Consider the following 13727-nt stretch of genomic DNA (forward strand, 5'->3'; position numbering starts at 1 on the left):
CGGCCTCCTTCTTCCTTCTGGACGCGACCGCGTCCGGAACGCAGAGGGAGGTCTTCTTGATGAGTACGGCCAAGACGGCGATCGAATGGCTGGTGGCCGTCGCGCCGGACCGGACGCCTGCCGCTGGGCGTGGGAGCGCAATCCGCTCGGAGTCGCGCTGCTGCCCGCCGGCCGGGCCTGGGACGTGCTGATCCTGCCGGGGGAGCTCGGGTATCCGACGCTCGACGTGCTCACCCGCGTGCTCGGCCGCCCCGGCCCGGTGCTCGTCGACTTCGGCGACAGCCGGGTCGGCTTCTTCGTGCCGCCCGGCACCGCGGCCCGCTGGCTGGGCACCGGCGTCCGCACCGCCGGAGCCGGGACCTGGATCGTCGTGCCGTACCCCGGCCGGGCGACCCGGAGCGTGCGCTGGCTGGTGCCGCCGGACGGCTCGGGGACGCTGACCGACCCCGCGCTGCTGGAGCTCGCGATGCACGAGGCGGCGGCGGAGCTGGCCCGGGGCGGGCGAGGGACGGACAGCGGCTCGACCCCTTGACAACCGGATTGGTCTGGACCAAGTTGAGTGCGCTCCGCTCCTCCAACTCCCCCCGCACCGGAGGCCCTTGTGGACCGCGCCAGACGCGACCGACGCCCCAGATCCCCGCTCGCCCTGTTCACGGCCGCGCTGCTGGCCGTACCAGGCGTCACCGCGCTCTCGTCGGCCGCCCACGCGGCCGACGCGGACCTCGCGAAGAACGGCGGCTTCGAGTCCGGCCTCGACGGCTGGACCTGCACCGCCGGGACGACGGTCACCTCACCCGTGCACACCGGCGCTTCCGCGCTGCAGGCCACCCCGGCCGGCAGCGACAACGCCCAGTGCGCGCAGACGGTGACCGTGCGGCCGAACGCGCAGTACACCCTGTCCGGCTACGTCCGCGGGTCCTACGTCTACCTGGGCGCGACCGGCACCGGCACCACCGACGTCTCCACCTGGACCCAGTCCGCCGCCGACTGGCAGAAGCTGACCACCACCTTCACCACCGGCGCCGCCACCACGAAGGTGACGGTGTACACGCACGGCTGGTACGGCACCGGCGCCTACTACGCCGACGACATCTCCCTGACCGGCCCGGGCGGCGGCACGCAAGCGCCGCCCGCCGCGCCCACCGGCCTGAAGACCGGCGCCGTCACCTCGTCCTCCGTCGCCCTGTCCTGGTCGGCGGTGGCCGGCGCCACCGGCTACGCGGTCTACCGGGACGGCGTCAGGGTGCAGACGGCGAGCGGCACCTCGGCCACCGTCACCGGACTCGCGCCCTCGACGGCGTACGGCTTCCAGGTCACCGCGACCAACGACGCGGGCGAGTCCGCGAAGTCGGCCACCGTGACCGCCACGACCCCGGCCGGCACCGGCGGCGGCTCGCCCGGCCTGCCCGCGCACGCGCTGGTCGGCTACCTCCACACCACCTTCGCCAACGGCTCCGGCTACACCCGCCTCGCCGACGTGCCCGACAGCTGGGACGTCATCGACCTCGCCTTCGGCGAGCCGACCTCGGTCACCTCCGGCGACATCCGGTTCGACCGCTGCCCGGTCACCGAGTGCCCGAACGTGGAGAGCGACGCCGACTTCAAGGCGGCCGTCAGGGCCAAGCAGGCGGCCGGCAAGAAGGTGCTGATCTCCATCGGCGGCCAGAACGGCCAGGTCCAGCTCACCACCACGGCCGCGCGGGACGCCTTCGTCGCCTCGGTCTCGAAGATCATCGACGACTACGGCCTGGACGGCCTCGACATCGACTTCGAGGGCCACTCGCTCTCCCTGAACACGAACGACACGGACTTCAGGAACCCCACCACCCCGGTGATCGTCAACCTGATCTCGGCCCTGAAGACCCTGAAGGCCAGATACGGCTCGAAGTTCGTGCTGAGCATGGCGCCGGAGACCTTCTTCGTGCAGAACGGCTACCAGTACTACGGCACCGGCAAGTGGGGCGGCCAGGACCCGCGCTGCGGGGCGTACCTCCCGGTCATCCACGCCCTGCGCGACGACCTGACGCTGCTGCACGTCCAGGACTACAACTCCGGCCCGATCATGGGCCTGGACAACCAGTACCACTCCATGGGCGGCGCCGACTTCCACATCGCGATGACCGACATGCTGCTCACCGGCTTCCCGGTGGCCGGCGACGCGAACAACGTCTTCCCGCCGCTGCGCCCCGACCAGATCGCCATCGGCATGCCGGCCTCGGTCAACGCGGGCAACGGCTACGTCTCGCCGTCCGAGGTCACCAGGACCCTGGACTGCCTCACGAAGAGGACGAACTGCGGCTCGTACGCGACCCACGGGACCTGGCCCGCCCTGCGGGGTCTGATGACGTGGTCGGTGAACTGGGACCGCTACGCGAACTGGGAGTTCGAGAAGAACTTCGACGCGTACTTCGGCTGAGCACGACGCGCGGTACGAGGAACAGGGCGGTCAGCAGCACGGTGCTCAGGCACCAGCTGGCCACCACGTCCAGCGGCCAGTGCCAGCCCCGCCGGACCAGACCGTAGGAGACGCCGAGCACGAGGGCCGCGCAGCAGCCGACGAGGAGCCGGCGGGCGGCGGGGGAGCGGAGCCAGGGAAGCAGCAGCAGGGCCGTGGAGCCGTACGCGATCGCCGCCGTCGCCGTGTGGCCGGACGGGAAGTACCCGGTCCCCGGGGGCACCACCGGTGTCCCCGGGCGGGCCGTCCACTCCTTCAGCGGGACCACGATCGCCGGGACCAGCGCCATCAGGGCCGCCGCGACGGCCGGCCGCAGCCACCACAGGTCCGCTCCCGCCGTCCGGCCGCGCCAGGCGACGTACCCGGCGGCCAGGAGCAGCACGGGGACCGCCACCTCGACGTTGCCGAGGTCGGAGAGGCCGCCGGAGAACCGGTCCGGATGGACCAGGGCCTGGCTGAGCCGCTCGTCCACACGCGTCAGCGGACCGCCGTCGATCACCTGCCAGGTGATCACCGCGAAGAGGGCGAGAAGGACGAGGCACAGACCCAGGAGCACAGTCATGAGGGACAGACTGGCAGGTTTCGGCCGGGAAGGAGGTCGGCCGCCCAGGAACAGGGGGGGTGGTTCCGGGGCGGCCGTCCGGACCGGAACGTCGCTCGCCCCGGGGGGTTTGGGGCGGCGACCGTCCGATCGGTGAGGAGATCCCGGAGCCGTCAGGCCCCGGTTGTGTGCGCGAGGGCACGACCAGGTCGAAGCTGGGGAGGCCCCGGCCTGAGCTCGCCCGCAGTCCCCTGCGGGCGGGGTGTATCTCTCATCTGGGTAGAACCTACGGCAGGCCGGGACGCTTGGGCAGACGGAATCGCGTCCCGCCATCCACCCCGCACACCTTCTTCACACGGCCTGCCGCAGGGACTGTCCATCGGTGCGGCCGGGTCGCTCAGATGCGCGAGAAGGCCTGCTCGATGATGTCGAGGCCCTCGTTCAGCAGGTCCTCGCCGATCACCAGCGGGGGCAGGAAACGCAGCACGTTGCCGTAGGTGCCGCAGGTGAGCACCAGCAGGCCCTCGGCGTGGCAGGCCTTGGCGAGCGCCGCGGTGGCCTCCGGGTTCGGCTCCTTGGTGGCGCGGTCCTTGACCAGTTCGATGGCGATCATCGCGCCGCGTCCGCGCACGTCGCCGATGATGTCGAACTTCTCGGCCATGGCGCCGAGGCGGGCCTTCATGACCGCCTCGATGTCCTTGGCCCTGGCGTTGAGGTCCTGCTCCTTCATCGTCTCGATGGCGCCGAGCGCACCGGCGCAGGCCACCGGGTTGCCGCCGTAGGTGCCGCCGAGGCCGCCCGCGTGCGCGGCGTCCATGATCTCGGCGCGACCGGTGACGGCGGCCAGCGGCAGACCGCCGGCGATGCCCTTCGCGGTGGTGATCAGGTCCGGGACGATGCTCTCGTCCTCGCAGGCGAACCACTGGCCGGTGCGGCAGAAGCCGGACTGGATCTCGTCCGCGACGAACACGATGCCGTTGTCGGCGGCGAACTGGCGGATGGCCGGCAGGAAGCCCTTGGCCGGCTCGATGAAGCCGCCCTCGCCGAGCACCGGCTCGATGATGATCGCGGCCACGTTGTCCGGGCCGACCTGCTTGGTGATCTGGTCGATGGCCTGCTTGGCGGCCTCCGGACCGGCGTTCTCCGGGCCGGTCGGCCAGCGGTAGCCGTAGGCGACCGGGACGCGGTAGACCTCGGGGGCGAACGGACCGAAGCCGTGCTTGTACGGCATGTTCTTCGCGGTCAGCGCCATGGTCAGGTTCGTGCGGCCGTGGTAGCCGTGGTCGAACACGACGACCGCCTGGCGCTTGGTGTACGCACGCGCGATCTTGACGGCGTTCTCGACCGCCTCGGCGCCGGAGTTGAACAGCGCCGACTTCTTGGCGTGGTCGCCCGGGGTCAGCTCGGCGAGGGCCTCGGCGACCGCCACGTAGCCCTCGTACGGGGTGACCATGAAACAGGTGTGGGTGAAGTCGGCGAGCTGGGCGCTCGCACGCCGCACGACGGCCTCGGCGGAGGCGCCCACCGAGGTCACGGCGATGCCGGAACCGAAGTCGATCAGGCGGTTGCCGTCGACGTCCTCGATGATGCCGCCGCCGGCGCGGGTGACGAAGACCGGCAGCGTGGAGCCCACGCCCTGCGCGACCACGGCGGTGCGTCGGGCCTGAAGTTCCTGCGACTTCGGGCCGGGGATGGCGGTGGCGACGCGGCGCTCCTGCGGAAGTGCGGTCATGGGGGGCTCCCTGTGATCTTGCGTACCGGGTGTTCCCGGGGGTTCCGGACGGTGCGTTTTTCGGACGCTTGTCTCTTTATTCGCAGGTTAGGGCCGGGGAAGGAGGGTGGGCATGCTCCATGTGGGCGTTGTCGGCCGGGCCCGTTGTCCGTCGTGGACATAGCGACGGACGGCGAATGCGCCAGGACCGTCCGTCCGCCCGGCCGCGTAAGCGGTGAACTCCCGTTCCCGGGGCGTTAGATTGGCTCGCTGACGGTGGACGGAACGGCAGGTCAGGGGGAAAGGGCCATGGACAGCGACCGGACGCGGGACGCGCGCGGCACGCATGCGAATCCGGTGCCGCGTCCGGCGGTGCCGCCGGAGGGCGCCGCCCTGCCGCCCATGCCCCCGGTTCCGCCGGGCGCGCCGCCGCGACCGGACGGCTCGGCCTTCCTCGCCTGGCTGCGGGCGTCCAGGCCACAGGCGGCGCCGGGCGTGTGGCGGTTCGGGCACCGGCCGCGGCCCGAGCAGGAACCCGAGCTGATCCCCGCCCGGCAGCTGCTGAGCGGCGCGCTGATCGCGTTCCTGGTGGGCTGGCTGGTGTGGTCCCTGCTGTGGAACGGCTACCTCGGCGGCTGGTGGGTGCTGCCGCTCGAGCTGTTCACCCCGGACTCCTGGCGCCAGGGCAACAGCCGCGTCGGCAACGCCGTCCTCTGGTACTCGTACTACACGCTCATCGCCGTCGTCATCATGCTCGTCGTCGGCCGGCTCGGCCGCTGGGGCGAGGTCTGGCGGCGCTTCGGCCCGCCCGCCTGGCGTCCGGCCGCGCCCGCCGCCGAACCGCCTCCCGCACCCGAGCAGGACCCCGCCGAGTGGCCGCAGCTGCGTGCCTCCGGCGCGCACGAGGCCGCGGCCCGGCTGGCCGCCGACGCGCGGGCCGGGCTGATGCGGGACGTCGACCACGCCCGGATCAGCCGGGCCTGGCAGGGCGTGCGGTCCGGCGCGCACAGCCTCGCCGCCTTCACCGGCGCCGTGCTGAAGGACGGCGCCGCCGCCTGCCCGCACCCCTCCGGCGAGCGCGACCTGCCGGCCCGGCAGGCCCGGCACGACCTGCTCACCGGCCAGGTGCGGCTCGGCACCACCGCCGACGACCCGCGCAACCCTTACCACTACCGGGGCGCCGGTCTCGCCCTCGGCCCCGAGCTGCTCGGCACCTCCCTGCTCGCCGTCGGCCCGGCCGGTTCCGGCAAGACCGGCTCCGTGATCCGGCCGCTCGCCGAGTCGCTGTGCCTGCACGCGCTCGCCGGACAGGCCGCGCTCGTCGTCGTCGGCGCGGCGGGCTCCGGGCTCGGGCCGGCCGAGGCCTACGACGTCGTCGTGCGGGTCGGGCACCCCGACTCCGTCTACGACCTCGACCTATACGGCGGCACCACCGACCCCGACGAGGCCGCCGCCATACTCGCCGAGGCACTCGTCGGCGACCTCGCCGACCCGCACCCCGGCAGCGACAGCCGCCGCTCCACCACGGTCCTCGCCCAGATCCTCGGCCCCTTCCGGGCCGTCCACGGCCGCTTCCCCTCCGTCCCCGAGCTGCGCCAGCTCCTCGACGGCACCCCCGGCCCGCTGGCCGCCCTGCGCAAGGCGCTCACCGACACCGGGCACGCCTCGCTGCTGCGCGAACTGGACGCCCGCGAGCGGCAGATGGCCCACCCGGGCGACGTCGGCACGGTGCTCGCCGACCGGGTCGCACTGCTCGACCGGCCCGCCTTCGCCGCCTTCTTCGACACCTCCGGGCAGTCCCGGCCGTTCTCGCTGAAGGCCCTGGACCACCCGGTGCGGGTCCGCATCGACCTGCCGCAGCGCGGCCACGCCGACGCCTCCCGGATCCTGGCCCGGCTGGTGCTCGCCCAGTTCACGGCCGGCGTGACGGCGCGGGAGGACCGGTCGCTCTTCGCCTGCCTGCTGCTGGACGACGCCTCCGGCGTGGTCACTCCCGAGGCGGTCCGCGGCATCCAGCGGCTGCGGTCGGCGGGCGCGGGCGCCGTGCTGACGCTGCGCACCCTGGACGACGTGCCCCGGCCGCTGCGCGGCCCGCTGCTCGGCTCCACCGGGTGCCGGATGGCGCTGTCCGGGCTCACCCCCTGGGACGGGCAGGACTTCGCCGAGGTGTGGGGCAAGGAGTGGACCGAGACCCGGGACGTCACCGACCGGCAGATCATCGCCGAGACACCGGCCGGCAAGGCCGTGCACATGCTGCGCCGGGTCATCACCGGGCAGGCGCCCACGGCCCGGGCCGTCACCGTCCGCCAGGTGGAGCGCGAGCGCTGGTCCGCCTCCGAGCTGGCACACGGGGTGCCGCCAGGGCACGCGGTGCTGTCGCTGACCACCGTGCGGGGTGAGCACGCGCCGCCGCTGCTGGTGGACCTGCGGGGCTGAGGAAGGGCCGAACGGCCATCGGCGGACCGTACGGTGCGGCAGAATCGGCATAGGCTGTTCGTACGCGGCGGCCAAATGATCCCGATCCGGCCGTCACCCGGACCCCCGTCCGGCCGGTTCACCACGACCTGAAGGCCCCATGCCCCCGACGCTCGCCTCGCTCGTCCACCACTCCGCGCTCAAGCTGACCGTGCGCGCGGGCGAGGACCGCCTCGACGTGCCCGTCAAGTGGGCGCACGTGAGCGAGCTGGCCGACCCCGTGCCCTACATGGAAGGCGGCGAGCTGCTGCTCATCACCGCGCTCAAGCTGGACGCGGAGGATCCGCAGGCCATGCGGCGGTACGTGCGGCGGCTGGCCGGGGCGGGAGTCGTCGGGCTCGGCTTCGCGGTCGGCGTCAACTACGCGGAGATTCCCGAGGCACTCGTCGCCGCCGCCGAGGAGGAGGGGCTGCCGCTGCTGGAGGTGCCGCGCCGCACCCCCTTCCTCGCCATCAGCAAGGCCGTCTCCGCCGCGATCGCCGCCGACCAGTACCGGGCCGTCACCGCGGGCTTCGCCGCCCAGCGCGAGCTGACCCGGCAGGCGCTGAACGCCGGCCCCGAGGGACTGCTCGGCGCGCTCGCCGCGCAGATCGACGGCTGGGCGGCGCTGTACGACGCCTCGGGCGCCGTCGTCGCCGCGGCGCCCGAATGGGCCGGCCGGCGCGCCGCCCGGCTCACCGCCGAGGTGGAGCGGCTGCGGGAACGGCCCGCTCCGGCGTCCTCGGTGGTGGGCGGACCGGAGAACGAGGACCGGGTGGAGCTGCACTCCCTGGGGACGGGGAAGCGCCCGCGGGACGCGCTCGCCGTGGGCACGGCGGCCGCCCTGGGCACCGCCGAGCGCTACGCCCTGCACTCCGCGATCGCCCTGCTCACCCTCACCACCGAACGCTCCCGCTCGCTGCACGCGGCCGAACAGCGGATCGGCGCCGCGGTGCTGCGCATGCTGCTCGCCGGCGAACCCGACCACGCCCGGGCGGTCGCCGGGGACCTGTACGGCGGGCTGCTCGACGCGCCGTTCCGGATGGTCGTCGCCGAGTCGGTGTCCGGCGGCGACCCGCTGGGCGCGCTCGCGGAGACCGTCGAGGCCGCGGCGGCGCGCTCGGGTGAGGCGGTGCTCGTGGTGCCGGAGGGGGAGCGGCTGGTGGTGCTGGTCGCCGACGGGGGCGCGGCGGCGAGCGCGTGCACCGGGTACGCGTCGGCCCTGGAGAGCGCGCGGGCCGGGTCCGAGCAGGGGGCGGCGGAGGAGGACGACCTGGTCGTCGGCCTCTCGGCGCCGGCCGGCCCGATAGCCGCGGCCGCCGCCTACAAGCAGGCGGAGCAGGCGCTCTCGGTGGCGCGGCGGCGCGGCCGGGTGCTCGTCGGGCACGACCAGCTCGCCGCGGGTTCGGTGCTGCCGCTGCTGGCCGACGACGCGGTGAAGGCCTTCGCCGACGGGCTGCTGCGGCCCCTGTACGAGCACGACGCCACCGGCCGCGGGGACCTGGTCGCCTCGCTGCGCGCCTGGCTCTCCCGGCACGGCCAGTGGGACGCGGCCGCCGCGGACCTGGGCGTCCACCGGCACACCCTGCGGTACCGGATGCGGCGCGTCGAGGAGATCCTGGGCCGCAGCCTCGACGACCCCGACGTCCGCATGGAACTGTGGCTGGCCCTGAAGACGACGTCCACCGAGTAGCGGAGAGCGGCGGCCGCACCCCACCGTGCCAAACCGGCGCACCCGGGACCCCGACTGCTACGACTCGGACAAGCGCCCGCCGCCCGCGCCCGCCCTACCGTTGACCTCGAACCGAACGCACACCCACAACGCGGAAGGGCCGGGACGACTCACATGACTTCCACCCACGCCTTCTGGCTCGCCGGCCGCCAGGCCACCGGCGAGGACACCTTCGACGTCACGTCCCCGTGGGACGGCCGTCTCGTCGGCAAGGTCAGCGTGCCGACCGAGGCCCAGGTCGAGGAGGCCGTGGCCGCCGCGTACGCCGTCCTCGAGGACTTCGCCGCCACCCCGGCCCACGTGCGCGCCGCCGCCCTCGACCACGTCAGCAGGCGTCTGGCCGAGCGCACCGAGGAGATCGCCCAGCTCATCTCCGCCGAGAACGGCAAGCCGATCAAGTGGGCCCGGGGCGAGGTCGGCCGTGCCGTCTCCGTCTTCCGGTTCGCCGCCGAGGAGGCCCGCCGCTTCAACGGCGGCGAGGCCCAGCGGCTGGACACCGACGCCGGCGGCCAGGGCCGGCTGGCGCTGACCCGCCGCTTCCCGAAGGGCGTCGTCCTCGGCATCGCGCCGTTCAACTTCCCGCTGAACCTGTGCGCGCACAAGATCGCCCCGGCCATCGCCGCCGGCGCCCCGATCATCCTCAAGCCCGCCCCGGCCACCCCGCTGTCCGGCCTCATCCTCGGCGACCTGCTCGCCGAGACCGAGCTGCCCGCCGGCTCCTGGTCGATCCTCCCGGTCTCCAACGACCGCATGCCCGCCCTGGTCCAGGACGAGCGCCTGCCGGTGATCTCCTTCACCGGTTCGGAGAAGGTCGGCTACGCGATCATGGACTCGGTGCCGCGCAAGCACTGCACCCTGGAGCTCGGCGGCAACGGGGCGGCCGTCGTGCTCGGCGACTTCGCGAGCGACGAGGACCTGGACTGGGCCGCGACCCGTATCGCGACCTTCTCCAACTACCAGGGCGGCCAGTCCTGCATCTCCGTGCAGCGGGTCATCGCGGACGCCGCCGTGTACGACCGCCTGCTGCCGCGCATCGTCGCCGCCGTCGAGGCCCAGGTCACCGGTGACCCGAGCGACGCCAAGACGGACGTCGGCCCGCTGGTCAGCGAGGACGCCGCCAAGCGCGTCGAGTCCTGGGTCGACGAGGCCGTCGCCGCCGGGGCGAAGCTGCTCACGGGCGGCGAGCGCGACGGCGCCTCCTACGCGCCGACCGTCCTCGCCGAGGTGCCCGCCGACACCACCCTCGCCTGCGAGGAGGTCTTCGGACCGGTCCTCACCGTGCGGAAGGTGGACGGCGAGGCCGAGGCCTTCGCCGCCGTCAACGACTCCAAGTACGGCCTCCAGGCGGGTGTGTTCACGCACGACCTGCAGGTCGCCTTCCGCGCCCACCGCGCCCTCGAGGTCGGCGGCGTCGTGATCGGCGACGTGCCGTCCTACCGCGCCGACCAGATGCCGTACGGCGGCGCCAAGCAGTCCGGCGTGGGCCGCGAGGGTGTGCGGTTCGCGATGGACGACTACACATACGAGCGCGTGCTGGTCCTCACCGGGCTCGCGCTCTGACCTGACACCAGCAGGTCACCGAGACGGCCGGAGCCCACTGTGCGGGGGCTCCGGCCGTCTCGTTCCTCCGGGCCGTCCCTCAGCCGGAGAAGCCCGCGTGCGCGAGGCATAGCGGTCCGCGCAGGCGGAGGCGGACGTCGTGCAGTCCCTCGGCGGGGAACGGCGCGTCAGCGGTGACGTAGGTGCACTCGTCGGCCGTAGCGACGGCGAGGGTGAGCACGGCGAGCGGCGGGCCGCCGCCCAGCTCCACGTCCATCAGGATCATCGCGTCGGCGAGCCCGCTGCCGGTGACCCGGCGCACCGCGACGGGACCCTCCTCGCCCGTGAGCAGCAGAACGTCGTACCCGTGGGCGCGGGCCGTGGTGGCCACCGCGAGGGTGTCCATAGGCTGTCGAGGCGCTTCGACGGCAATTCCCGGAGGCGGGATGTGCCGGGCGAAACCAGTACAGCGCGCCGTCACCCGCCTTGCGCGGCCATTCCACCTGAACGGCGCGCGAGGGGTGGTGGGGTCGGCCCGTTTCGGGTACCAACGATCCAGTAGCACCGGTCGGTAACGAACGACCGTCAATGATCCCTCTTCGCGGCGAGGTGAGCCTCAATGTCCGCCCCCACCACCCAACGCACCAACGTCAGCGAACGCGAGGCCCGGCAGGTGGCGGAGGCCGCCCGGGAACAGGACTGGCACAAGCCGAGTTTCGCCAAGGAGCTGTTCCTCGGGCGCTTCCGGCTCGACCTCATCCACCCCCATCCGCTGCCCGACGACGAGTCCGTCCGGCGCGGCGAGGAGTTCCTGGCGAAACTGCGCGCGTTCTGCGAGTCGTCGGTCGACTCCGCCCGCATCGAACGCGAGGCCCGCATTCCCGACGAGGTCATCACGGGCCTGAAGGAACTCGGCGCCCTCGGCATGAAGATCGACCCGAAGTACGGCGGTCTCGGCCTGACCCAGCTCTACTACAACAAGGCGCTGGCCCTGGCCGGCTCCGCCAGTCCCGCCGTCGGCGCCCTGCTCTCCGCCCACCAGTCGATCGGCGTGCCGCAGCCGCTGAAGATCTTCGGCACCCAGGAGCAGAAGGACGCCTTCCTGCCCCGCTGCGCCCGCACCGACATCTCGGCCTTCCTGCTCACCGAGCCGGACGTCGGCTCCGACCCGGCGCGCCTTGCCACCACGGCCGTGCCCGACGGCGACGACTACGTCCTCGACGGGGTCAAGCTGTGGACCACCAACGGCGTCGTCGCCGACCTGCTCGTCGTCATGGCCCGGGTGCCGAAGTCCGAGGGCCACAAGGGCGGCATCACCGCCTTCGTGGTGGAGGCCACCGCCGAGGGCATCACCGTGGAGAACCGCAACGCCTTCATGGGGCTGCGGGGCATCGAGAACGGCGTCACCCGCTTCCACCAGGTCCGGGTCCCCGCCGCCAACCGCATCGGCCCGGAGGGCGCGGGTCTGAAGATCGCGCTCACCACCCTCAACACCGGCCGGCTGTCGCTGCCCGCGATGTGCGCCGGAGCCGGCAAGTGGTGTTTGAAGATCGCCCGGGAGTGGGCGGCGGAGCGCGAGCAGTGGGGCAAGCCGGTCGCGCTGCACGAGGCCGTCGGCTCCAAGATCAGCTTCATCGCGGCCACCACCTTCGCCCTGGAGGCGGTGCTCGACCTGTCCTCGCAGATGGCCGACGAGGACCGCAACGACATCCGCATCGAGGCCGCCCTCGCCAAGCTGTACGGCTCCGAGATGGCCTGGCTGATGGCCGACGAACTGGTCCAGATCCGCGGCGGCCGCGGCTACGAGACCGCCGAGTCCCTCAGGGCGCGCGGCGAGCGGGCCGTGCCCGCCGAGCAGATGCTGCGCGATCTGCGCATCAACCGCATCTTCGAGGGCTCCACGGAGATCATGCACCTCCTGATCGCCCGCGAGGCCGTCGACGCCCACCTCTCGGTCGCCGGCGACCTCATCGACCCCGAAAAGACCCTCTCGGACAAAGCGAAAGCGGGCGCGAACGCGGGCGTCTTCTACGCCAAGTGGCTGCCGAAGCTGGTCGCCGGCCCGGGACAGCTGCCGTCCTCGTACGGCGAGTTCAAGCGCGAGGTCGACCTCTCCGGCCACCTGCGCTACGTCGAGCGGCACGCCCGGAAGCTCGCCCGCTCCACCTTCTACGCCATGTCCCGCTGGCAGGGCCGGATGGAGACCAAGCAGGGCTTTCTCGGCCGGATCGTGGACATCGGCGCCGAACTCTTCGCGATGAGCGCGGCCTGCGTCCGTGCCGAGCGGCTGCGCGTCGACGGCGAGCACGGCCGCGAGGCCTACCAGCTCGCCGACGCCTTCTGCCGCCAGTCCCGCATCCGGGTCGAGGAACTCTTCGGCCGGCTGTGGGCCAACACCGACGACCTCGACCGCAAGGTGGTCAAGGGAGTCCTCGGCGGCGCCTACACCTGGCTCGAGGAGGGCGTCATCGACCCGTCCGGGGACGGCCCGTGGATCGCCGACGCGACCCCCGGACCGTCCGCACGGTCCAACGAACGGCGCCCCTTCGGCGCCTGACCATCCCGTCCCGGACCGGGGCGCCCGGGCTCAGACGCCCCAGGTGCCCTGGTTCGAGGCGCAGTTCCAGCCCGTGCCCTTCAAGGTGAACTTCACCTTGTAGGAACGGGTGTTGAGCAGATGCGTGGGCACCTTCACCCCGAGGCTGGTCTTCTTCTTGAGCGTCGAGGTGTACACGGCCACCGTCTTGGTCGTGTTCTTCGTGACCTTGCCGTTCTTCGCCTTGGCGGTGCCGAAGCGGATGTTGCGGACGTTCGTGACGGTGAAGGTGACCTTCTGGAAGCTCTTGGTGGTGCTCTTGTTCTTGATCCCGAAGTACAGGCCGCCGTTGGTCACCCAGCCGTGCGAGTCGACGTAGAAGCGGCTCGGGTAGACCAGGTCGACCGGGCAGCCGGTGCTCGTCGCCGTCGCGGCCGAGGCCACCCCGGCGAAGCCGAGCTGAGCTGCGGTGACGACCCCCGCCGCGGCCAGGACGGTCGCGGTCGTGCGCATGCGGTTCATCGTGAAGTCTCTCCTCCCCCTGTGAGCCATTCGGACTTGGCTCCAGCGGGCAGAATGCCATGACCGAGCGCCACACGCCCGGGAATTCACCCGGTCCGGCGGTACTCGCCGCCGTGCCGTTGACGCCCGGCCGCGGACGATCCTCACGTCGGACCCCTATCAGGAGAGATGGGGACGATCACCCCGTCCGGCGGCGAAAACGGTGACACGGCCCTACACGGGGGACGCCCTGTCCGG

Annotated in this window: 7 protein-coding genes and 3 pseudogenes; 6 read left to right on the forward strand and 4 right to left on the reverse strand. The window is 72.8% G+C overall.

From position 1 onward, the window contains the following. The first annotated feature begins 59 nt into the window (after positions 1–59). Positions 60–532 (forward strand): annotated as a pseudogene (locus tag ACZ7JA_RS30265) (hypothetical protein). A gap of 69 nt (positions 533–601) precedes the next feature. Continuing rightward, positions 602–2416, forward strand: coding sequence for a chitinase (locus ACZ7JA_RS30270; RefSeq protein ID WP_470811517.1), 1815 nt, complete (start codon positions 602–604; stop codon positions 2414–2416). Between the two features lie 73 nt (positions 2417–2489). On the opposite strand, the pseudogene ACZ7JA_RS30275 reads toward ACZ7JA_RS30270, so the two are convergent. Both ACZ7JA_RS30275 and gabT read right to left on the reverse strand, forming a co-directional pair. Beyond that, positions 2490–3329: pseudogene (locus ACZ7JA_RS30275) on the reverse strand (phosphatase PAP2 family protein); the annotation flags it as partial. 64 nt (positions 3330–3393) lie between these two features. Continuing rightward, the gene (gene gabT, locus ACZ7JA_RS30280) at positions 3394–4728 is read right to left on the reverse strand and encodes a 4-aminobutyrate--2-oxoglutarate transaminase (protein WP_470811519.1); all 1335 of its coding nucleotides are present in this window, start codon (positions 4726–4728) and stop codon (positions 3394–3396) included. Between the two features lie 288 nt (positions 4729–5016). On the opposite strand from gabT, the gene ACZ7JA_RS30285 reads away from it, so the two are divergent. The 3 genes from ACZ7JA_RS30285 (at position 5017) to ACZ7JA_RS30295 (ending at position 10453) form a co-directional block, all read left to right on the forward strand. Further along, entirely contained in the window at positions 5017–7143 is a 2127-nt protein-coding gene (locus tag ACZ7JA_RS30285; RefSeq protein WP_351664236.1) for a type IV secretory system conjugative DNA transfer family protein, read from the forward strand. Between the two features lie 139 nt (positions 7144–7282). After that, positions 7283–8854, forward strand: a complete 1572-nt coding sequence (locus ACZ7JA_RS30290; RefSeq protein WP_351664235.1) for a PucR family transcriptional regulator — start codon at positions 7283–7285, stop codon at positions 8852–8854. A 153-nt stretch (positions 8855–9007) separates the two neighbouring features. Next, positions 9008–10453, forward strand: coding sequence for an aldehyde dehydrogenase family protein (locus tag ACZ7JA_RS30295; protein ID WP_351664234.1), 1446 nt, complete (start codon positions 9008–9010; stop codon positions 10451–10453). A gap of 237 nt (positions 10454–10690) precedes the next feature. Here the strand turns inward: ACZ7JA_RS30295 and ACZ7JA_RS30300 are convergent. Beyond that, a pseudogene (locus tag ACZ7JA_RS30300) lies at positions 10691–10829 on the reverse strand (LacI family transcriptional regulator); the annotation flags it as partial. A gap of 222 nt (positions 10830–11051) precedes the next feature. Here ACZ7JA_RS30300 and ACZ7JA_RS30305 point away from each other — a divergent pair. After that, positions 11052–12989, forward strand: coding sequence for an acyl-CoA dehydrogenase family protein (locus ACZ7JA_RS30305; RefSeq protein WP_389304851.1), 1938 nt, complete (start codon positions 11052–11054; stop codon positions 12987–12989). Between the two features lie 30 nt (positions 12990–13019). On the opposite strand, the gene ACZ7JA_RS30310 is transcribed toward ACZ7JA_RS30305, so the two are convergent. Next, positions 13020–13481 (reverse strand): hypothetical protein, encoded by a 462-nt coding sequence (locus tag ACZ7JA_RS30310; RefSeq protein WP_351664232.1) that lies wholly within the window; start codon positions 13479–13481, stop codon positions 13020–13022. Between the last annotated feature and the right edge of the window lie 246 nt (positions 13482–13727).

The organism is Streptomyces sp. NPDC038135, from assembly GCF_055601245.1.

Excerpts from the sequence above, each read along its gene's own strand:
- gabT (WP_470811519.1), bottom strand. The coding sequence starts at position 4,728 with ATGACCGCACTTCCGCAGGAGCGCCGCGTCGCCACCGCCATCCCCGGC.
- ACZ7JA_RS30285 (WP_351664236.1), top strand. The coding sequence starts at position 5,017 with ATGGACAGCGACCGGACGCGGGACGCGCGCGGCACGCATGCGAATCCG.
- ACZ7JA_RS30290 (WP_351664235.1), top strand. The coding sequence starts at position 7,283 with ATGCCCCCGACGCTCGCCTCGCTCGTCCACCACTCCGCGCTCAAGCTG.
- ACZ7JA_RS30295 (WP_351664234.1), top strand. The coding sequence starts at position 9,008 with ATGACTTCCACCCACGCCTTCTGGCTCGCCGGCCGCCAGGCCACCGGC.
- ACZ7JA_RS30305 (WP_389304851.1), top strand. The coding sequence starts at position 11,052 with ATGTCCGCCCCCACCACCCAACGCACCAACGTCAGCGAACGCGAGGCC.
- ACZ7JA_RS30310 (WP_351664232.1), bottom strand. The coding sequence starts at position 13,481 with ATGCGCACGACCGCGACCGTCCTGGCCGCGGCGGGGGTCGTCACCGCA.